This is a genomic window from Fervidicoccus sp. SLHALR4, assembly GCF_058692745.1.
Window position 1 is genome coordinate 579494 of record NZ_CP182483.1, and the last position, 19822, is coordinate 599315.

The 19822-nt window shown below is 51.6% G+C and carries 19 protein-coding genes; 11 read left to right on the plus strand and 8 right to left on the minus strand.

The genetic code is table 11. The features are described from left to right. Positions 1-69: 69 nt before the first annotated feature. Positions 70-1638, plus strand: a complete 1569-nt coding sequence (locus ACLGLO_RS03070; RefSeq protein WP_492128927.1) for an acyl-CoA carboxylase subunit beta — start codon at positions 70-72, stop codon at positions 1636-1638. An 85-nt stretch (positions 1639-1723) separates the two neighbouring features. Continuing rightward, positions 1724-2470: a DUF169 domain-containing protein gene (locus ACLGLO_RS03075; protein ID WP_492128928.1), complete on the plus strand. Its 747-nt coding sequence runs from the start codon at positions 1724-1726 to the stop codon at positions 2468-2470. A 106-nt stretch (positions 2471-2576) separates the two neighbouring features. Here ACLGLO_RS03075 and ACLGLO_RS03080 read toward each other — a convergent pair whose 3' ends face one another. Together ACLGLO_RS03080 and ACLGLO_RS03085 are read right to left on the minus strand one after the other, a co-directional pair. Continuing rightward, positions 2577-3083, minus strand: coding sequence for a molybdopterin-guanine dinucleotide biosynthesis protein B (locus ACLGLO_RS03080; protein ID WP_492129126.1), 507 nt, complete (start codon positions 3081-3083; stop codon positions 2577-2579). A 5-nt stretch (positions 3084-3088) separates the two neighbouring features. Beyond that, a complete protein-coding gene (locus ACLGLO_RS03085; protein ID WP_492128929.1) occupies positions 3089-4342 on the minus strand; it encodes a molybdopterin molybdotransferase MoeA in 1254 nt (417 codons plus the stop codon). Positions 4343-4507: 165 nt separating this feature from the next. Here ACLGLO_RS03085 and ACLGLO_RS03090 point away from each other — a divergent pair, with 165 nt between their 5' ends. Genes ACLGLO_RS03090 through nrfD form a run of 3 tightly spaced genes read left to right on the plus strand, consistent with a single transcriptional unit; the run spans position 4508 to position 8780 of the window. Then, positions 4508-7048 (plus strand): molybdopterin-containing oxidoreductase family protein, encoded by a 2541-nt coding sequence (locus ACLGLO_RS03090; protein WP_492128930.1) that lies wholly within the window; start codon positions 4508-4510, stop codon positions 7046-7048. 10 nt (positions 7049-7058) lie between these two features. Beyond that, positions 7059-7631, plus strand: a complete 573-nt coding sequence (locus ACLGLO_RS03095; protein ID WP_492128931.1) for a 4Fe-4S dicluster domain-containing protein — start codon at positions 7059-7061, stop codon at positions 7629-7631. A gap of 6 nt (positions 7632-7637) precedes the next feature. After that, complete coding sequence (gene nrfD / locus ACLGLO_RS03100; RefSeq protein WP_492128932.1) at positions 7638-8780, plus strand: NrfD/PsrC family molybdoenzyme membrane anchor subunit; 1143 nt, start codon at positions 7638-7640, stop codon at positions 8778-8780. Positions 8781-8860: 80 nt separating this feature from the next. Here the strand turns inward: nrfD and ACLGLO_RS03105 are convergent, their stop codons facing one another. After that, positions 8861-9037, minus strand: coding sequence for a preprotein translocase subunit Sec61beta (locus ACLGLO_RS03105; RefSeq protein ID WP_492128933.1), 177 nt, complete (start codon positions 9035-9037; stop codon positions 8861-8863). Positions 9038-9231: 194 nt separating this feature from the next. On the opposite strand from ACLGLO_RS03105, the gene ACLGLO_RS03110 reads away from it, so the two are divergent. The 6 genes from ACLGLO_RS03110 to iadA are packed head-to-tail and all read left to right on the plus strand — an operon-like array spanning position 9232 to position 15866. Then, entirely contained in the window at positions 9232-10926 is a 1695-nt protein-coding gene (locus ACLGLO_RS03110) for a glutathione ABC transporter substrate-binding protein (protein ID WP_492128934.1), read from the plus strand. 41 nt (positions 10927-10967) lie between these two features. Further along, a complete protein-coding gene (locus tag ACLGLO_RS03115; protein ID WP_492129127.1) occupies positions 10968-11885 on the plus strand; it encodes an ABC transporter permease in 918 nt (305 codons plus the stop codon). Next, on the plus strand, positions 11882-12748 hold the full coding sequence (locus ACLGLO_RS03120) for an ABC transporter permease (RefSeq protein WP_492128935.1): 867 nt from the start codon (positions 11882-11884) through the stop codon (positions 12746-12748). The genes ACLGLO_RS03115 and ACLGLO_RS03120 overlap by 4 nt, the downstream gene beginning before the upstream one ends. Then, positions 12708-13727 carry an ABC transporter ATP-binding protein gene (locus ACLGLO_RS03125; RefSeq protein ID WP_492128936.1) on the plus strand — a complete coding sequence of 340 codons (1020 nt, stop codon included), beginning with the start codon at positions 12708-12710 and terminating at the stop codon, positions 13725-13727. The genes ACLGLO_RS03120 and ACLGLO_RS03125 overlap by 41 nt, the downstream gene beginning before the upstream one ends. A 6-nt stretch (positions 13728-13733) precedes the next feature. Next, positions 13734-14705: an ABC transporter ATP-binding protein gene (locus ACLGLO_RS03130; RefSeq protein ID WP_492128937.1), complete on the plus strand. Its 972-nt coding sequence runs from the start codon at positions 13734-13736 to the stop codon at positions 14703-14705. A gap of 6 nt (positions 14706-14711) precedes the next feature. After that, entirely contained in the window at positions 14712-15866 is a 1155-nt protein-coding gene (gene iadA / locus ACLGLO_RS03135; RefSeq protein WP_492128938.1) for a beta-aspartyl-peptidase, read from the plus strand. Positions 15867-15883: 17 nt separating this feature from the next. On the opposite strand, the gene ACLGLO_RS03140 is transcribed toward iadA, so the two are convergent. The 5 genes from ACLGLO_RS03140 to ACLGLO_RS03160 form a co-directional block, all read right to left on the minus strand. Continuing rightward, on the minus strand, positions 15884-16432 hold the full coding sequence (locus tag ACLGLO_RS03140; protein WP_492128939.1) for a nicotinamide-nucleotide adenylyltransferase: 549 nt from the start codon (positions 16430-16432) through the stop codon (positions 15884-15886). After that, positions 16417-17214 (minus strand): SAM hydrolase/SAM-dependent halogenase family protein, encoded by a 798-nt coding sequence (locus tag ACLGLO_RS03145; RefSeq protein ID WP_492128940.1) that lies wholly within the window; start codon positions 17212-17214, stop codon positions 16417-16419. The genes ACLGLO_RS03140 and ACLGLO_RS03145 overlap by 16 nt, the downstream gene beginning before the upstream one ends. A 241-nt stretch (positions 17215-17455) precedes the next feature. Next, entirely contained in the window at positions 17456-18223 is a 768-nt protein-coding gene (locus ACLGLO_RS03150; protein WP_492128941.1) for an ABC transporter permease, read from the minus strand. Continuing rightward, positions 18223-19251 (minus strand): ATP-binding cassette domain-containing protein, encoded by a 1029-nt coding sequence (locus ACLGLO_RS03155; RefSeq protein WP_492128942.1) that lies wholly within the window; start codon positions 19249-19251, stop codon positions 18223-18225. The genes ACLGLO_RS03150 and ACLGLO_RS03155 overlap by 1 nt, the downstream gene beginning before the upstream one ends. Positions 19252-19372: 121 nt before the next feature. After that, positions 19373-19741 (minus strand): hypothetical protein, encoded by a 369-nt coding sequence (locus ACLGLO_RS03160; RefSeq protein WP_492128943.1) that lies wholly within the window; start codon positions 19739-19741, stop codon positions 19373-19375. Between the last annotated feature and the right edge of the window lie 81 nt (positions 19742-19822).

Consider the following 19822-nt stretch of genomic DNA (forward strand, 5'->3'; position numbering starts at 1 on the left):
TTTAATGAGATTTTATAAAGCAATCTTTTTTAATATTGTTTGAATTAAAAATTAACTAAGGTGTATGAAATGGGCAAAGAAGAACTCTTCAAACTGCTTTCCTCGAAAAGGGAAGAAGCCTTACTGGGAGGAGGAAAGGAGGCAATAGATAAGCAGCACAAAGAGGGGAAGATGACTGCAAGAGAAAGGATCGAATATCTCCTCGACCCCGGAACCTTCACAGAAATCGATATGTTTGTCACGCACAGAGCAACAGGATTCGGCATGGAGAAGAGGTACGGTCTGGGAGACGGAGTTGTGACCGGCTTTGGAAAGATAAATGGAAGGCCGGTCTTCATAGCGGCGCAGGACTTCACGTTCATGGGAGGAAGCCTGGGAGAGAAGCACGCAGAAAAAATAGTGAAGACGATGAAGACGGCGCTGAGCGTGGGGGCCCCCATGATCTTCCTGAACGACAGCGGCGGGGCCAGAATACAGGAAGGAGTGGACAGCCTGAAGGGATACGGCGACATATTCTACATGAACGTGATGTCCAGCGGGGTTATACCGCAGATAGCAGCAATAATGGGGCCTACTGCGGGCGGCGCAGTATACAGCCCAGCACTGATGGACTTCATAATCATGACACAGAGGACGAGCTACATGTTCATCACAGGACCGAGAGTAGTGAAGGCAGCTCTCGGAGAAGAGGTCGACGAGCAGTCTCTCGGAGGAGCAGAAGTCCACTCCACGAAGAGCGGCATAGCCAGCCTTGTTGGGAAGGATGACAGAGATACGCTGGATCTCATAAAGAAGCTGCTGAGCTACATACCTAGCAACAACACCGAAGATCCTCCCTTCGTGAAGACCGAAGATCCCGTTGAGAGAGCTGACCCTGAGCTCGATTCTCTCCTTCCAGACGATCCGGATAAGCCCTATGACGTCAAGGAAGTTATAGAGAGGGTAGTCGACAGAGGAAGCTTCTTCGAGATATTCCCGCACTGGGCCGAAAACGCAGTTATAGGATTCGCGAGGCTCGGAGGGAGGACCGTTGGGATCGTGGCAAACCAGCCAAACCACTTAGCGGGATCTCTTGACATAGACTCAAGCGATAAGATATCCAGGTTCGTTCGCTTCCTCGATTCCTTCAACATCCCAATAATAACCTTCGTCGACGTCCCTGGATTCATGCCTGGCACTTCCCAGGAGCACGGAGGCATAATAAGGCACGGAGCCAAAATTCTGTTCGCTTATAGTGAAGCTACAGTTCCAAAGCTGACAGTAATAATGAGGAAGGCATATGGAGGAGCATACATAGCAATGAGCAGCAGGCATCTCGGGGCAGATTATGTTGTCGCCTGGCCAACAGCAGAGATAGCTGTCATGGGCCCCTCGGGAGCTGTCGAGATCCTGTACAGAAAGGAGATCTCTTCCATTGAGAATCCGGAAGAGAGAAAGAAGTTCATTGAGAAGATAACGCAGGAATACAAGGAAAAGCTGGCGACTCCGTACATGGCTGCCGCCAGGGGCTACATAGACGATGTGATTCTGCCGAGCGAGACCAGGCTCAAGCTCTACAGGGCGCTCGAAGTTCTCTCAACGAAGAGAGAAGTCAGGGTCAGGATACCTCCGAAGAAGCATGCGAACATGCCCGTCTAACATTTGAAGCTTCTCGGAATTATTCAAAATTTTTTAATTAAAGTTTTTATATTTCCGAAAATTATTAAATAAATGGGCATCAACCATGGATTATAGGCAGCTCCATTCAGATACGGTTGAGCTTCTCAGGCCGAAGGGTGATCCCGTAGGGTTCAAGCTGTATGAAGAGAGGGCGAAGCTGCCATATATGAAGGAGAAGCTGGCCCTATGTCAAGTCATCAAGCTCGCCTCGATCTACGGTAGAGTTTTGGGTGTGGATGGAGATAATGTAGATAGCTGCGTCGTCGGCAGCTACATTCTCGGATTCAGAATGCCCCCAGAGGACTTGATGAAGAGGTGGATCGAAGGTTGGGCCTATTCAAAGGAGCTTTTCGAGAAGCTGGTTACTGGGATAAGATCGCTGGAACTGGAAAAATATAAATCAGCAATATTCGCACCACTGAAGAACTTCTCCATAACCGGAGAGGATCCAGACGGAATCATATTGATAGTAAATTCGGCTCAAGCATATCTCCTACTGGTGAGCTATTTCGACGCTGTTGGGAAGAAGCCATCCTCCGATTTCAACGGTCATGCTGCCTGCGAAGTTGTCGCTACAGCGAAGCAGGGGAAGACCCCCTGGCTAACCATTCCATGCGGAGGAGCCAGAGCAATAGCTGAGGCGCAGGATGACGAGCTCTGGATCGGAATGAAGCCAGAGGAGCTCTCATTAGCGCTGAAAAGGATGAAGGATGTGGGCTTCCGCTATCCTCCACCCATACCTCAGATGCTCCTCTCTCCTCTGGTCAAAGGGCACCCCCTCACATCTCTGATAGCTAGGAAAGTCGAGTGAGACGCAGTCGAAGGCAAGAGAGCAGTCGCAGAGGATGGCAGCAGGAAAAGACCAAACCTTTTTTCAAAAAATTCAAATCATCTTTTTAGTAAAAAGATCAGTGCACTCATTTCAATTTGCTCTCTGCGGCTTCCACAACCTCTTTGGCTTCCTTCAGCACCCTTATCCCATCAGCTTCATTAAGCGAGCAGCTTGCGCAGAAAATCACATCCGGTTTAGCATCCTCACTTGCAATGGAGATGGCATCTTCGTCTCCCTGGGCAACATATATCTTCAAGATGTCCCCTCTTCTCGCTATAAGGCTGTGAAACCCTTCGATAAGCACTACTCCACATTCAGGAAGAAAAGTCTTCAGAGCATTCAGAGCTAGATCCAGGCTCTCCTCTTCGGTCTTCATCCTCAAAAACAAGGCATCAGGCGACACCCCGATCACAACCCTTGCCCCCGATCTTGTCATCCTCTGAGTATCGCTCCCCTCTCTGTCGAAAGGCTCCCCTCTGTGGTGAACGTGCTTTATGTATGCTACGCAGTGCTTCTCTGAAAGGATTTTTGCCAGGTCCTCTGCCAGCTTGGTCTTTCCCGACTTCTTCTTCCCCGTTATTGCGATGAGCATCAAAGCTACTCATCCCCCCACAATCCAAGAGATAGAGGAAGAGCTTCTGCTGGGGAGAACAGGCTCACCTCTGCAAACTCGTTCTCCATAAGAGAGCGACCAGGATCGAGCAGGATGAATCCATTGGCCTTTGTGAGGGAGGTCAGGAAGGGCGATCCGCCGTACTCTCTGCTCACAGGGTAAGCTACGAATTCTCCCCTTTCCCTCCTCAAGAGGACTGTCCTGAAGGCTGTTAGGCCGGGCCTGCCATCTATTCTCCCCTTTAGCCTGGCTTTCAGCTTCAGATAGGGATCCTCTCTTCCGTAGAACGATTTGCTCAAAGCTGGGATAACTATCAGGAGCAGCGAAGCCATAGCTGAGCCGACATGGGCTGGAACAATGAAAACAGGCTTACCATTCACAACAGCCATGCCGCTGACCTTCCCCGGAGATACAGTGACTCCATGGAAAACGACTTTCCCCACCTCGCTAACCACCTTGGGAACGATGTCGCCCTCTCCTATGGAGGCTCTTCCCACAACAGCGATGGAGTCGAAGGATTCTGCGGCGCCGAACAGAACTTCCTTCAGCACAGAAGCATCCTCAGGAAATATGCCGAGGTGAGAGGCTTCAAATCCGAAAGAGCTGAGGAGGAGAGAGGCCATTCTGGAGAAGCTTTCTGGATAGGGAAAGCCTTCAGCCTTCTTCCTGCGGACTTCCTCTCCAACATGGACTACAGCAACTCTCGGCTTCTCGTATACCTTAACGGTACGGAAGCCTAAGTCCATGGCGAGGGCAACATCCTGCGGCCTAAGAACCGTTCCCCTCCTGAGGGCAACATCACCCTTCCTCAGATCGCTCCCTCTCCGTATGACGTTTTCTCCCTCTCTCACGGGAGCCCTCACTGCAACTTCTTCTCCCCGGACGCTGCAGATCTCCGCCCTCGCAACGCAGTCGGCACCATCCGGAATGGGCTCTCCCGCCCCCACGGGCTTTGCAGCGCCCCTCTCTACATAGCCCTTCAGCGATACTTTCAATACAGCAGGTCGGTTTGGAGCTGCTGAGGCAACGTCGTTGCTCCTCAAGGCGAAACCATCATAGAAGCTCCTATCCTCGGGAGGGATGTCAACCGGAGAAATTATGTCCTCCGCTAGAACGCATCCCAGAGAGTTTTCCAACTCAATGTAGCGAACTCTCGGAGGAATGTAAAAGCTGCTCTTTGCCAGCTCTCTGGCTTCTTTTAGGGAAACTGGTTTTAGAAACGTTCCGTGCTCAACCATTCCTCTCATCTCATCACAAGCTCTTTCCCGGGATCTTTGGAGCAGAGGCATTGCTTTAAAGTTTTCTTCGGGGAAGAAAAATATATTTATATCTTTAAAAAAGTTATAAACAGAAATAAGTGTTATTTACAATAAAATGAAAATAATGACAAATCGGGTGAAAAGATGGTCGAAGAAAAGCAGTTCAAAGTCAGGCTGACCAGGAGGGACTTCCTGAAGACTGCAGCCTTCACTGCTCTCGCCCTGTCTATCCCAGCCGAGGGATTAAAGCTGATTGAGAGCCTTTCAGAGAGCGTTGCTAAGGCTGAAGCCGCCCCCAAGAGCGCTCAAAATCTACCTACATATATAGCCACTTCGTGCGGCATGTGCGGGGGTGCCTGCGGAATAAAAGTAGGGATCCTCGATGGGAAGCCGGTAGGAGCTGTTCCCATAGATGGTCACCCGCAGCCGGGTCTCTGCGGAAGGGCAGCAATGCTGCCGTGGCTCTACGACGACCCTCTCAGGCTGAAGAAGCCGATGAAGAGGACTGGAAACAGAGGAGACGGGATTTTCCAGGAGGTATCGTGGGAGCAGGCATTGGACGAAATAGCCTCAAAGCTTAAGGACATAGTTTCCAAATACGGTTACAAATCGGTCGCTATAACCTACCATGACTGCTGGAGCTACTACATCCCCCTCTTCAGCTACCTGTTGGGCACCCCAAACGTCATATCTCATGTGAGCACCTGCCACCTCGCTGGAAGCGCGGCCAGATCTCATATCCTCGGAGCTGCAGGCCCAAACCTCGTTGATCCTGATTATGAGAACGCGAGCTACCTCCTCCTTATAGGAAGGTCGCTGAGCACTGGAATAATGGGCCAAGTTCACAGAGCCCGCACAAACTCTAAGCTCAGGATCGTAGTCGTCGATCCCAGGATGCCGGAGCTGTCTTTCGGAAATGCGGAGTGGATCCCCATCTTACCAGGAACAGATCCCGCCTTCGTCTTATCCCTCATCAACGTCATAATCGAGGAGGGACTTTACGATTCCACCTTCCTGAAGAAGTACACCAATGCCTCGTTCCTCATCAAGGAGAACGGAGCTCCTCTCACCGAAGCCGACATTAAGCCTGGAGGCAGCCAAACGGCATATATGGTCTACGATGCATCCACGTCATCAATAGTCCCGTACAATGCAGCATCTCAGCCCGACCTGAACTATCAGGGAACCGTTACCCTCGCAGACGGTTCAACAGCTAACGTGAAAACGGCATTCCTCCTGCTGAGGGAAAGAGCCTCCCAGTATTCTCCCAGCGCGGCCTCAAAGATAACTGGAGTCGATGAGGACACGATAAGGAGAATAGCAAAGGAGTTCGCCCTTTACCACGGTGTTGCCGACGACACATGGTGGGCAGCGAAGAACGGGAACGAATATGACGCCGTCAGGGGGATCCTGATCCTCAACGCTCTCGTTGGGAACATAGATGCTATTGGTGGGTTAGTGTTCCAAGAAGCAGCAGGAGTTCCAAGCGTAGTGACGCTCGTGACATCCGGGGGGAAGACCTATGCCAAAACAGTCTACGGAGCTTCCATGCCCCAGGAGATGTTTGCAGACGCTACGCAGAAGAGGGTTGACCAGCTGAAGTACAAGCTCACCCTCGGAACATTCGATGCAGTTCTTGATGCTATCCTCAAAGACGACCCATATCCCATAAGGGCTCTGTTCGTGATAGGTACGACTCCCATGCTGAGGGACATGGACGTCTCGAAGGTGATACAGGCCTACAACAAGCTCGATCTGCTCGTTTTCGTAAACATACTATATCAGGACGATGCCGACTATGCAGACTACATCCTTCCCGACACCACATTTCTGGAGAGAGACGAGATCTTCGCCACTAAATGGACTTCGCACGCTGTTCTGCAGATGACCAAGAAGGCCGTCGAGCCCCCAGAAGACAGCGATCCCAGGGAAGCCGTTTGGGCAATGTTTGAAATAGCCAGGAGGGCTTTTCCAGAGAGGGCATATGCCCTCGGATGGAAGGACGACTACGCGGACTACTCCAAGTTTGAGTCTCAGTTCGTTCCAGCGGTGCTGAACAGCATAATAGCGAGCATTTCCAACAAGTGGGGCGTGAGCAAGGACAAGATCACGGAGGAGCTTGAGACCAACGGATACTACATACTGAAGAAGAAGAGCTACTACTCCAGGCCGTACAAGACACAGCTGGGAACACCCAGCGGAAAAGTCGAGATATACTCGCTGGCAGCTTTGGGAGCTGGGCTGGATCCCCTTCCCAAATACACGCCTCCTGCATATACGCTTCCGAATGCTCCTGACGAGTTCTACCTTGTAAACAGCAAGAGCCCCACAGCGAGCCTCACCGCCACAATATTGGAGCCGGCGAAGTTCGTCGAAGACAGGAAGGTTTGGATGAATCCTAAGGATGCAGAGAGGCTGGGGATAAGCGACGGCGATGCCATACAGCTTGAGAGCCTAGATCTCCCCGGTGCAAAGGCCGTTGCCGAAGTAAAAGTCACAAGCAGGGTCAGGGAAGGGGTTCTTTACGTGAGGGCCCAGACGGGCGGAAGGAGGGCGAAGAGGCTGCTTGCTGCGAAGCACTTCTCAACTGAGGGAGTGAATCCAGAATTCCTCGCGAAGGTCTCTCTTCATCCGGTCATAGGCTACGGTGCTACCAACTGCTCAGTCAGGATAAAGAAGCTGTGAGGTGTCGCTCATGACGAGATACGCATTCCTATATGATGAATCCAAATGCATCGGATGTCTAGCATGCGTTGTAGCCTGCGCTTCCAACAACTACCCGGACCTCATGGAAGATCCGAACCCGAACATATTCTGGGGAACCCTAGCGACAAATATACGAATAGTGACTAAGGAAAGAGGCAGGCCTGAGCTCCTTCTCCTGTCCTGCCAGCACTGCGAGAGGCCTCCGTGTGTGGAGGTCTGTCCAACTGGAGCTTCACATGTGGACAGAAGCACAGGCCTCGTCGAAATTGACTATGATAAATGCATAGGATGCAGAGCATGCATAACTGCCTGCCCCTACAATGCAAGGTGGCCTCATCCTGTGAAGATGATGCCGATGAAGTGCATGGGAGATGCATGCAAAGCGAGGGTCGCGAAGGGAGAGCTGCCTTTCTGCGTGGAAGTCTGCCCCGCTGAGGCCAGGGCTTTCGGAGACCTCGACGATCCCAACAGCGAGATAAACAAGAGGATCTCCTCTGCTAAGACCACCAGAATAAAGGAGTACATGGGGACGGATCCTAAGTTTTATGTCGTGAGGGGGTGAGGCAGAGTGAAGAGAACTCTTTCGCTCGTATTGAGCCTGGTATTGCTCGTCGTTGGAATTGCCTTGGGAATAGTGGGATTTGGAAGGAAGGAAGTGGGGGAAATAGCTTGGGGCTTACTGGTTCCCGGGTACATGTTCTTCGCAATGACAGCCGCAGGTGCAGCAGTTGTCACTCTCTCTCCCTCGCTGTTTGGATATGAAGGAAAAGACGGAGAGCTGAGGAGCCTGAGGAAGCTGGCCCTATGGTTTGCAGCCGGGACCCTCCTGCCTTCGTGGTTCATCATACTGCTCGATCTTTCAAAGCCCTACGGGTTCGTCGATATATTTGCGGGCTTCAATCCTGAATCGAGGATCGCGTGGATGGCTGTGCTCTATGCCACGACTTTCATAGTCCTTCTAGCGGAGCTGATCTATGCAATAGTGAAGGAGAGCGGGGAAGGGGCTTCCGCAAAGACGATGGGAGCACTTGTGCTGACGATCATTGGAACAGTTGTCGAGCTGATGCTCGTCTCCAACCTGTCTCAAGTCTTCGGAGTTGTTCAGACATACCCGGCATGGAACGGCTCGTACTTGGTAGCTCTCTTCATAGCGTGCTCTTTCATTCTGGGAGCTTCCGGCATGGGGATATTCGCTTCAATAGCGATGAAAGAGAGAGAAAGAGAGGCAAAATTCATTTCGTCATACTACGGCAGGATGATTGCAGCTGCTTCACTTGTTCTGGCATTCCTGCTGTTCTGGGCATTCCTCTCGGCGTACTTCAACCCGGAGTCCTGGGCTTCATTTAACAGGATGCTGCGTGGACCCTATGCTCCGATCTTCTGGACGGCGGTTGTTGCTGGTCTGGTGATATCGCCGGTGCTCTCTGGGATGGCAGCATCGAAAAGATCAGTATCATCTCTTGTAGCATCATCCGTCCTCTCCATACTCTCAGGCTTCGCTTTGCTCTACCTGATCGTCGTTGTCCCGCAGACAGTGTATTTCGAAGTTGTGCCTGGAGTCGTGAGGGAGGTTGCTTACGCACCGGGGGCAGCTGAAGTGCTAATCGGCCTGGGAGGCGCCCTAATCTGGATAGCTATGATCTGGCTGGGCAAGCTGCTGTTGCCCCTCCTTCCAGAGGAGAAGGCCGAGAAGCTCTTCATTTTCAAGTGATTTTTTTAAAAAATTCACGCTTTTTTCAAAATGCTTTCAGCAGAGAATATGTGTAATTGTTTTAGCAATGCATTCAGCTTCTAAGGAAGCAGGAGCCTGAGGACGGCAACAATTCCCACAAATGCTATTGAAATGATGATTACTGCGGTCGGCGATATGGAAAACTTCGTATCGGTGTCTTCATAGAAGCTGATCAGCCCTGCCGCAGACATGAGGCCGCTCGGCTTCTTCTTCCTCTCCTTGGATTTGGAGGACATGGCCCATCCTTAATCTACGGTTCCTCGCGGGGCATAATAAACATTTTTAAGCGAGCGGTGTAGTGAAATCATATTTGGAAGAAAAGAGAAATCTGGATGATAAATTTTGAAAATTTTTTAAAAATGAAGTGAAAAAATTTATATCTAACTCATCAAGAAATCAAATAGAAAAACACTTTTCATGGGTGAATTCTTTGAGAGGGGAGAGAGGAATCTCTAGCTCGGCAGTCGCAGTAGCAGTTGTAGTCATTCTCATAGTAGCTGTTGCCGGAGTCTATCTTGCAACGAGGGGAGGCGGAGCCCCCTCAACAACTACTTCTACGACCTCACCAGCTGCAACAACCACAACTCAGACAACCTCCACCACAACAACTTCAGCGGCGCCTCAAGGAACCCTTGTTGTTGCCATGGGAACAGATGCTTCAACTCTTGATCCCCAGGATGCAACAGACAACCCCTCAGAGATGGTGAACAGGATAATATATGAAGGCTTGGTCGAATTCGACCAGAACCTCAACATCAAGCCTATGCTCGCCGAGAGCTGGGAAATTAAGGACAACGGGACAACCTACATTTTCCACTTGAGAAAGGGAGTCTACTTCCAAGATGGAACTCCCTTCGATGCATATGCGGTTAAGGTAAACTTCGACAGGGTCCTGAACACATCTCTGAAGCTCCAGAGGACCAGCCTCTATGCTCCCATAATTCAGTCCGTGGAAATCATAGATAACTACACGGTTGCGTTTCACTTGAAGATGCCTTTCGGAGCGTTTCTGAATGATTTAGCTCATGGAGCGGGACTTATAATTTCCCCCACTCTGATAAACTCAGGCAAAGATGTGAAGACAAACCCCGTAGGCACCGGCCCCTACATGCTGCAGGAGTGGGTTAAGGGAGATCACATAACCCTCGTTGCGAACCCGAATTACTGGAACAAAACCGCAGCGCCGCACTTCCAGAAGATAATAATCAAAGTTGTAGCCGATGACAAGGCCAGAGAAAATCTGCTCAAGACTGGAGACGTGGATCTCGTCCTCAGGATACCTCCGGTTGACGTTGCATCTCTGAACGGAACAGGCAACATTGTAACAAGGGCCTACCCAACTTCAAGGGTGATATACATAGCGATGAACCTGATGAACCCGAAGTTCCAGGACGTCAGAGTGAGGCAGGCATTCAACTATGCTGTAGATAAGGAAGCCATAATTAGCTCAATACTGAACGGGCTCGGCAAGCCGGCTACATCTCCGCTGGCATCGAGCACATACGGCTACTGCAATGCCGGGTACTACAGCTACAACGTTACCAAGGCTAAGGAGCTTCTCAAGGAGGCTGGGTGGTGGGATAGGGACGGTGACGGATATGTTGAGAATGCCAACGGTCAGAAGCTCGAGGTGAACCTGTGGACTCCGCAGGGGAGATATGTGGGAGACTATCAGATGGCTCAGGCCGTGCAGAGCTACCTGAGCGCCATCGGAGTCAAGGTGAACCTGCAGGTTTGGGAGTGGACGTCTTACCTGAATGAAGTGAGGAAGCCGTACAATCAGTCTCAGAACAAGGAGCTCTTCCTCATGGGGTGGGCTCCCTCGACTGGAGAAGGAGACTGGGTGCTGAGGCCCCTGCTCGCATCCTGGATGTGGGCCCCGGCGGGAAGCAACTACGGCTACTACAACAACTCACAGGTGGACGCTCTCATACAGAAGCAGATGGTGACCCTCGGACAGGAGAGGCTCGATGCCATGTGCCAAGCACAGAAGATAATATTCAACGATGCGCCGTGGATATTCCTCGTGGAGATGTATGATACTCTTGGAATGAAAAGCAACGTCAAGGGAGTGGTCTACCTGCCGATAGAGATAGTCCTGCTCAAGTATGCCTACAGCGCTTGAAGAGCTGGTGATGCGCTATAGCGGCTCCGCTCTGGAGCTATATACTAAAACGTTTTTTGCTCCTGATCCCCACACTTCTGGGAGCTTCCATCATAATATTCCTAATGATACACATGCTTCCTGGGGATCCCGCACAGATACTGGCGGGACCCGAAGCCACGCTTCAGGACATTCAGAACATGAGGGTGAGGCTGGGGCTTGACAAGCCCCTTCCAGTGCAGTACTTCATGTTCATGGAGAGGCTCCTCACTTGGAACCTGGGGAACAGCTTAGTTTCGGGCTTTCCCATCACCACCCTCATAGTTCCCAGATTCCTCAACACGCTTAAACTGGCTACTCTTTCCATTGTTATATCTCTCGCGCTGGGTATAGTCCTAGGCATAGCTGCAGCTCTGAAGAGAAACACGTTTGCTGACAGGCTGGTCATGATATTCGCTCTCTTGGGAGTCTCGATGCCCGTCTTCCTCTTGGCTGTCCTCCTCATAGTGATCTTCTCGATAAAGCTGCAGCTTTTCCCTGCTACCGTCATAGGTTCATCCCCTTCCCTAAGACACCTGGTGCTCCCTTCTCTGACACTGGGATTGATAGGAGCGGCCCCCATCGCGAGGATGACCAGGTCAAGCATGATCGAAGCCTTGAGCCAGGAATATATAAAGACGAGCGAGGCCTTCGGCTTTTCCAGAAGGAAGATCGTGTTCGTTCATGCTCTGAGAAACGCTCTCATACCGGTCGTCACTGTTGCTGGACTCAACTTCGGCTATCTGCTCGCCGGCGCTGTGATAACCGAAACCGTCTTCGCATATCCCGGACTGGGAAGGCTCATCGTTGACTCGATATTCGCAAGGGACTACCCAGTCGTCCAGTTCGGCCTCATGATGATAGTTGCTTTATTCGCAATAGTGAACACGGCTGTGGACGTTCTATACGCTCTCATAAACCCGAGGGTGAGGCTTGAGTGAGAATAAATGCGGACAGCATAATCACTCCGCAGAGGAGAATGCTCCTCAGAAAGATGATGAGGAACAAAAACGTTGTAATTGGCGGTTCCCTAGTTTTGGTGTTCATCGTCATTGCCATATCAGCCCCCCTCCTCTCTCCCTACAGCCCGACATCCAGCAATTTAGCCGAAGCACTGAAGCCGCCGTCCTGGAATCACATATTCGGGACTGATTATTTGGGAAGAGACATACTCAGCAGGGTCCTCTGGGGTGCAAGGATCTCCCTCACAGTGGCCGTTGCAGGGATTGCCATCTCGCTGGTCTTCGGAGCAATCATCGGAGGATTTTCCGGGTACCTGGGCGGCGCAATTGACGATGCCGTAATGGGGGCAGTGAACATACTCCTCGCTTTTCCCGATATCCTTCTGGCGCTCTTCGTCTCAGCAGTGACGGGCCCCGGTCTCAACAACGTCATACTCGCAATAGGGGTCTACAACTTTCCCCAATTTGCCAGGATAGCCAGGGGAGCAGTGATCTCCGTGAAGTCCCTGGACTTCGTTGAGGCTGCCAGAGCTGCTGGAGAGAGCAGGTCATCCATTTTCTTCAGATACATCCTCCCAAACAGCCTTTCTCCCATCGTAGTCCATGCAACGTTGAGGACAGCAGCTTCGATACTGACTGCAGCTGGGCTGAGCTTTCTCGGTTTGGGGGTCCAGCCCCCAACTCCGGAGTGGGGAGCAATGATAAGCGAGGCCCTCTACTACTTGGACGCAGCCCCATACATGTGGGTGTTTCCGGGAGTATTCCTCGTGCTCACAGTTCTTGGCTTCAACCTCCTTGGAGATGGTCTCAACGATGTACTCAATCCAAGAATCAAGGACTGAAGAGATCTTGAAGATAAAGGATCTCAAGATATTCTACAGAGGAGATCTCGGCCTCGTCAGGGCCGTGGACGGCGTAACGCTGAAACTCGAGAGAGGATCATCCCTTGCTGTTGTCGGGGAGAGTGGCTCGGGAAAGACCACGCTTGGGCATGCTATAATGGGGCTTCTGCCTCACAACGCAGTAGTAGCAGGAGGGGAGATTCTGTTCAAAGGGAGCAACTTGCTCGCAATGAAGAGAGAGGAGCTGAGGAAGCTCAGAGGAGATAGGATTTCCATGATATTTCAAGAGCCTTCAGCAGCTCTCAATCCCGTTTTCAAGGTAGGCTCCTTTCTCAGGGATGTTTTGAAGAGGGGGAGAGGAAGAGGAATGAGCGATGAAGAGACCGAGAGGGAGGCTGTATCTCTGCTCAGGAAGGTGAGGATCCCCTCACCAGAGGAAGTGATGAAGAGGTACCCGCACGAACTGAGCGGGGGAATGAAGCAGAGGGTTCTCATAGCAGCTTCTATAGCCAACAACCCAGACCTCATAATAGCCGATGAGCCTACCAGCGCCCTCGACGTAAGCGTGCAGGCCCAAATACTCAGGCTTCTTCAGGAGCTCAGGATCAAGATGAATCTCTCCATAATATTCATAACTCACAACCTCGGCGTGGCAGCCCAGGTTTCCGATGCCGTAGCTGTCATGTATGCAGGCAAGATAATGGAAATAGCTCCGACGACCAAGATCTTCCAGAACCCAAAGCATCCCTACACCGTTATGCTCATGAAAACAGTGCCGACCATAAGGAGAGAGATAAAGAAGGAGGGTCTGGCAGCGATTCCAGGATCGCTTCCTGATTTATCTTCCCCTCCTCCAGGCTGCAGGTTCCACCCGAGGTGCCCCATGGCCATGGAAGTGTGCCGCAGGGAGGAGCCTGAAATGGTGGAGGTCGAGGACAACCACTTCGTTGCCTGCCACCTCTACTCGAGAGCGGGGTGAAAGAGGATGAGCGAGCCCATTCTCTGTGCGGAGAAGCTCGAGGTCCATTTCTCGAGGTCGGGTTTTCTGAGAAAATCCCCCCCTGTCAGAGCAGTGGATGGGGTCAGCATAAGCGTGGGAGAGAATGAAGTCCTGGGAATAGTTGGGGAAAGCGGCTCAGGAAAGACCACCTTTGGAAAAGCTTCCATAAAGCTCCTAGAGCCGACCGGCGGGAAGCTCTACTTCATGGGGAGAGATATAACGAAGGCAAAGGAAGGGGAGGTGAGGAAGCTGAGGAAGCACATGCAGATAGTTCATCAAGACCCGTATTCCAGCCTGAATCCCCGCATGAGGATAATCGATATAATAGGAAGATCCCTCGAGATTCACGGTCTTGTGAAAGGCGAAAAGGAGAAGAGGGAGGCAGTAACAGAGCTTCTGAAGAAGGTCGGATTGAGCGAAGCCCTTTTATTCAGATATCCCCACGAACTCAGCGGAGGGCAGAGGCAGAGAGTCTCCGTTGCAAGGGCAATAGCACCCCGACCCAAGCTGATCGTTCTCGATGAGCCTACCAGCGCACTCGACGTAAGCGTGCAGGCGCAGCTTCTCAATCTCCTCAAGGATCTGAGAAGTCAGTTCGGCGCCTCCTACATATTCATAAGCCACGACCTCTCCGTCGTTTACTACATGAGCGACAGGATAGCTGTGATGTACGCCGGCAAGATAGTCGAATTGGGCCCTGCTGATGAGGTCTTCTTCAATCCCCTCCATCCCTACACGAAGCTCCTCCTGAGCAGCATACCCCATCCAGATCCAAACAGGAAGATTGAAGTAACGATAGAGGGGGAGCCTCCTAATCCTGCTTCCCCTCCTCCAGGCTGCAGGTTCCACCCGAGGTGCCCCATGGCCATGGAAGTGTGCCGCAGGGAGGAGCCTGAAATGGTGGAGGTCGAGGACAACCACTTCGTTGCCTGCCACCTCTACTCGAGAGCGGGGTGAAAGAGGATGAGCGAGCCCATCATAGTGAGAGGGGGCAAAGTCTACGCCCCAGAACCAATGGGAAGGCAAGACATACTGTCTCTGGCCGGCAAGATCGTGCTCATAAAGCAGAACATAGATGAAAAAGAGGTGGAGGAAGTGCTGGGACAGCCCAAGATAGTGAGCGCCGAGGATTGCTTCGTCGTCCCTGGCCTGATAGATCAGCATGTTCACTTCAACGGTGCGGGGGGTGAGGGAGGGCCCATATTCAGGACTCCCCCTCTGAGAGCTGAAGACCTGCTGAGATCGGGGATAACTACAGCCGTGGGACTGCTTGGAACGGACGGAATAACGAGGTCGCTGAGGGATCTCCTGATGAAGGCTAGGCAGCTGAGCATGGAAGGAGTAACAGCATACATCTATACAGGCTCCTACCAGATACCTTCTCCTACCATCACAGGTTCAGTCGCATCCGACATCATCCTCATAAACGAGGTCGTTGGAGTCAAAATCGCGCTTTCCGATCACAGGTCAAGCCACCCGGACAAGAGGGAGCTCCTCAGGGTTGCCAGCGAGGCCAGGATTGGAGGGATGCTGAGCGGAAAGGCAGGGATAGTGCACATCCATATGGGTGAAGAGAAAGAGGGATTCAGGCCGATTTTGGAGATCGTCGAAGAGACGGACATACCTATAGCGCAGTTTGCTCCAACACATGTGAACAGAAGCCGCGCCGTCTTAGAGAACTCGGTCGAGTTTGGAAGGCTCGGCGGCTACCTGGATGTGACCACTGGGGTCTCCAGGAAGAGCGGCTTCAGCAGGTCGGTCAAGCCTTCCGAGGCAGTGAAGTACCTTCTGAAGAGCGGCGTCCCGATGCAGAGGATAACGATGAGCAGCGATGGCAATGGGAGCATGCCTGAATTCAGCGAGGACGGGAAGCTCCTGAGAGTTCTCGTCTCCCCAGTGAGCTCTCTTCTGGACGAAGTGAGAGACCTCGTGCTCTTGGAGGGGATGAAGCTGGAGGAGGCTCTGCTGCCTGCTACAAAGAACGTAGCAGATCATCTGCTCCTTCAAGGAAAGGGGAGGATTCAGAGGGGAGCCGATGCCGACATGCTTCTTCTGGAAGAGAGCTCCCTCTCGCTCCGAGCAGTCATTTCCCGGGGAAGCTTAGCTTTTTCGCTTTAGAAAGGCGGAAAAAAGCTCTACCTCTCTTCTTCGTCTGATAGAGAGACGCTGATTAGCCTCTGAGTCCCCCTTATCTCCTCGATTATCCTAGCAACAGCCTCCGGGACAAGATTCCTCCACTCCTGTCCTCTCAGCATCCTCTCCCTTATCCTCTTCCCGCTGTAGTCGCTTCTATTGAAATTGGGGGGAACCAGAACACTGTAGCCCCTCTCTTTGAACAGCCTCACGACGAGAGGGTTCCGCGAAGCAACGCCGTCGAAGGGCGGTAGCAGGGATTCCAGATAGGCAACCCACACGCTGTTGAACTCTATATCTTGGACAGGAACTATCATTATTCGTTCCCTGCTTATCCCTTCATCCTTCAGAGACTCCATGAACATTAGGGCTCTCTCCCCTGCCGTGAACGGGTTTTCAACGGTGTGGCTCTTCTGGGCACTGCCTATTGCGACTATTATCTCATCGGCCCTCTCCAGCAGCCACTTTATTACCTCCAAATGACCTCTGTGAACAGGCTGAAATCTTCCCGGGAAAACTACCCTTTTAGCCGCCTTTACTGCTTCAGACACACTTCATCCCCCACTTTTATCCCGTACGTGCTGGCTAGATCTCCCATATTCGCCGAGATCTCCAGGAAGCCAGAGCTGTTCTTGTAGAGTGCTATGGCGCTTCTTGGAACGAGAGAGAACGAGGCTGCAGGAACAGCATATCCTATCTCCTTGCCTTCCAGAAGCAACCTGAGCTTCCCCATTTCCATCAGCGCTTTCGCTTCGCTTCCCTTCGAGGAGAGGACGACATCTCCGAAAACATCAATGTAGATAACTCTGTAGCATGCTCCTCCCTCGATAATTCTGGAGTACTCCAGCTTCAGCTGTCTGAGGGAGGAAGCATCTGTCCTGCGAGAGATGGTGAGGGGATCCTCTCCAAGAGAGATCCTCGCAGCTGCTGGTGCAAACAGATCCCTCCCATGAAAGGTGGGAGAGACCTCCCAGAGAGCAGCTTTCTCTTCTTCCAGAACATAGGCTTCACTAATGCTCGCATTCTCTTCGATGACCGGCCACAGGATCCCGTTGTCCGGCCCCACGAAGTACCTCTTCCCGACCTTTACTATGAGTCCTCTCCTTCCGCTCCCCACGCCAGGATCAACGACCGCGACGAAAATCGCATCCTCGGGATACCATTTATACGATGTATAGAGAACGTACGCACCGCATGTTATGCAGAACCTCTCTATACCGTGGGTCAAATCTTCCACAACTGCATCGGGGTTCACTTTCCTCGCAGCAGCTCTCATCAAAGAGGCATAGGGATCCCTCGTTCCGAAGTCCGTGAGAAGCACCAGCATCCTCATGAGCTCTCCATCTCCATCAAAAAATCATTATTGCTTGGTTAAAAGGTTGACTCGAGCGGAGCTAATGCAAAGAAAGCTTTTCTCTCAGGATACGGTCAAATATAATCCTCATCCTGAGTGCGAGGGTTAGGACTCCCCACTGCTCGGCACGCTCACTCGACCCTGTGCTTTGACAGCTAATAGAAATTCATAAGCTTTCCATCCAGCCTTAAAAAGGCGGGGCTTTCAGTCGCAAAGGGGTCTATTCTATGATTCTGTGAAGCAGCTTCAAGGCAAGCATCATAGATACAGCATCGAAAACCACAATGAATGCGAACTCAGATCCAACCGAATAGCTGTTATAGACGAGGAGAGTTCTGAGAGCATCGACAGTATAAGTCAGCGGGTTCACCCTGGCAATCAGCTGTATAGCCTCGGGCATCACGTCGATTGGGTAGAGAGCGTTGCTCGCGAAGAACAGTGGCATAGTTATTGCCCCTATTATTCCCATGAACCTCTCTCTTGTTTTCAGCCCTGAAGCTATCAGGATCGAGAGGGCAGTGAATCCCATTGAGGCTATGACGAGGATGATGTACCCCAAAATGAGCTTCAGGGGATCGTCGGTCAGCTTCGCCCCCACGGCAACAGCTACTATGAGAACTATAACGTATTGGGTCGAAGCCCTCAGACCTCCAGCGAGAGACCTTCCGATAACTATGAAACTTCTCGGTATGGGGGAGGACAGAAGTCTCTTGAGGACGCCTGACTCTCTCTCGAAGACGAGCATTATCCCATAGGATAGAGAGATGAAAGTTGACGACTGCAAAATGACTCCCGGGGATATGAAGGTAATGTAGTCTCCCGTTGAAGGGAAGGCCCTCACTTTAGCCATCACACTTCCAAAGATCGCAATCCAGAATATTGGCTGTATGGCCCTGGTGATCAGCTCGACCGGATCGTGGGAGATCCTCCTTATCTCCAGCTCCGCCATTGCCAGTATCGCTTCGAGACCTTTGAACCTCCTTTCCATCAAGCCCCCCTCCTGATCATCTTCCTCTCACTGATGAGCTCCTTCACATTCCCCTCCTCCTCAGATATCCTCTTTCCGGTCAGCGCGATGAATGCGTCATCGAGAGTAGCTTCCTGAACTCTAATCTCCTTTATGTGGAGCCCTTTATTTTCCAGTGCTTGAATAATGGAGGGGAGCACGGAGAGCGCCCTGCCGGCCACCATTTCAACACCATCTCCCATCTCTTTCACAGACTTTATTCCCACAATGCCCTCCAGGAGCTCCCTTGCTCCGTTGACCTCCCTGTCAAGCCGCAGGTATACTCTATCCCCCCCAGCCTTCTCCTTCAGCTCCTGTGGCGTTCCCGTCTCTATGACGGTACCAGATACTATGAGGCTCACCTTATTCGAGTACTTTTCGGCCTCATCCATGTAGTGCGTCGCGAAGAAGACCGTAGTGGCGTATTCCTTCTTGTATTCCAGAATCTTTTCCCAAACGATTCTCCTCGCACTCGGGTCAAGTCCAATTGTAGGCTCATCCAGTATCATCAGCCTGGGCTTCGCCATGAGGGAGCAGGCTATTTCCAGCCTCCTGAACATCCCTCCCGAATAGGTCTTAACAAGCCTGCCCGAGGCCTCTCTCAGCTCCATTATGTCCAGCACTTCCTCAATAGCTCTCTTCCTCTTCTCCCCAGGTATTCCGTATATTTTAGCATAGATCAAGAGGTTCTCGTACCCGGTAAGGTCTGTCCAGAGAGAAACTTCCTGGGGAACATATCCTACGAGCTTTCTCACCTCTGCCGCCTTCTTCGCTACATCCATTCCGAAGATTCTGGCGCTTCCTGAAGTCGGTATCAGCTGGGTTGTGAGTATCCTTATCAGCGTAGTTTTGCCCGCTCCATTGGGGCCCAAGATAGCGTGGATGCTTCCCTCCTCTACCGAAAGGCTGAGGCCTCTCAAAGCTTTGACTCCGCCACTGTAGACCTTGAACAAATCCTTCGCTTCGATCGCCAGCGTAAAAAACCCCCTCAGAAGTCTTGCTGATTTCATGAAATGCATAGAGAAGTTAATAAGAAATGCAGGTCTCTGGCACAGGGCGATGAATGTTCGAAAGGCCTCGGGCGGCGAGCCTACTTCGATCACTGTGCTTGTTTAATACCCCGCTCACCAATTATTTGTGAAGCCACCCCAATATCAGCCCTATAACGAAGCCTGCCAGGACGGGGCCCACCAACAGAACGCTCAGGAATTTAGCCAGCTCCATGAAATACTGAAGATATTCGCTGCTGTTCCCTGTCAGCTTCTGCAGGAAGTCTCCGGATCCAGATAGGCTCCACACGTTCAGAATCACTCCAGCCACTAGAACAAGTATGAATGCTATGATGTACTTGAATGCCTTAGCTAAGATGTATCCTAAGAGGATACCCAGTATCACCTGTATCCCAATAGATATGAGCAATTTCGGATTAGAGGTCAGCAGATCTATTGAGGAGACGTTGCCAACTGTCATGGTCTGAAGAACAATTGGAATTTGAAACAAAGATCCCACCTCTGATTTATCTGCAACTGTAAATACATAAGCTTTTCATCGCACCTCTTTGAAGCAAATTCTCTGTGCACA